Genomic DNA, 1,267 nt, shown 5'->3' with positions numbered 1-1,267 from the left:
GGCAAAGTCATATGGTCGTAGCAACGCTTCAGGAGATGGAGCGTTTCATGCCTAAGTTGTTTCCCGCTAACACCCGTACTGAGTTCGTTGATCTGATCTGTGGCGGCCACGCGCTGGAAGTTGCGGCCCGGCGTGTCGGGGTGTCGAGTTCAGCTGCCGGGAGGTGGTGGCTCCAGTCTGGTCAGATGACACTGAACCAAGGCCGGACCGGGGGTCTTGCTGACCCCGCGCCGTCGCCGGAGAGCCCTAACGAACGGACCTTGAATTTGGCGGATCGGGGCATGATCCAGATGGGTCGGAGAAACCACATGAGCTATGCCGCGATCGGCGTGGCGATCGGGCGGAACAAGTCTGTCGTCTGGCGGGAAGTGAACCGCAACAGCAGCTCGGACGGGGTCTATTACGCCGCTGTCGCGCACGCGAAAGCTCACCAGACCCGGCGGCGGCCGAAGGTGTTGAAGTTGATCGAGAACGAGTCGTTGTGCCGGCTGATTGCGGTCTGGATGGACGACGGCTGGAGCCCGAAACTGATCTCGCAGATGTTGGCGAAATACTGCCCTGACGATGAGACTATGCAGGTGAGCCACGAGACGATCTACCAAGCGTTGTATGTCCAAACCCGCGGAAACCTGCGGGCAGACCTGGCCGAGAAGCTCTCTTTGAAGCGCAAGCAGCGCGTCTCACACGGCGCCGACCGACGCAAGAACAGCCCCTACAAGGACGCGTTCAAGATCAGCGAACGACCTGCTGAGGTGGCCGACAGGGCCGTCCCTGGGCACTGGGAAGGTGACCTGATCGTCGGGTGTGACGGGACGGCGATCGGGACCCTCGTCGAGCGCACCACCCGCTTCGTGATCCTGCTCCACCTCGACGGCGACCACACCGCAGACACCGTCGCCACGGCCATGATCCGCGAGATGAAAGACCTCCCAGACCACCTGCGCCGATCGATCACCTGGGACCGCGGAACCGAGCTGGCCGAGTACGCCAAGATCCAAACCGCCCTCGACACGACGCTCTACTTCTGCGACCCGCACTCGCCCTGGCAACGTGGCAGCAACGAGAACACGAACCGCCTCCTGCGGTTCTGGTTCGAGAAGGGCTCCGACCTCTCGACTCACACCGCCGAAGACCTGCGCCGCACGGCGGCCAAGCTCAACCGTCGCCCCCGCCCCACCCTCGACCTCGACACCCCGGGCCAACGGCTCAACCAGCTGCTCCTCGCAGCCTAAAACCACCACGTTGCTCCGACGACTTGACTTTGCCG

Annotated in this window: 1 protein-coding gene; it reads left to right on the top strand. The window is 63.1% G+C overall.

The window, feature by feature from the left end:
• Nucleotides 1–47: 47 nt before the first annotated feature.
• Nucleotides 48–1,232, top strand: a complete 1,185-nt coding sequence (locus tag E3T55_RS01295; RefSeq protein WP_134517779.1) for an IS30 family transposase — start codon at nucleotides 48–50, stop codon at nucleotides 1,230–1,232.
• Nucleotides 1,233–1,267: the final 35 nt, after the last annotated feature.

This window comes from Cryobacterium frigoriphilum (assembly GCF_004403305.1).
Lineage (GTDB): Bacteria > Actinomycetota > Actinomycetes > Actinomycetales > Microbacteriaceae > Cryobacterium > Cryobacterium frigoriphilum.
The sequence above is the reverse complement of the archived record's forward strand: the minus strand, read 5'-3'. Positions and strand labels throughout refer to the sequence as shown.

What these genes read in the sequence shown, in the direction of transcription:
- E3T55_RS01295 (WP_134517779.1), top strand. Translation starts at nt 48, where the DNA reads ATGCCTAAGTTGTTTCCCGCTAACACCCGTACTGAGTTCGTTGATCTG.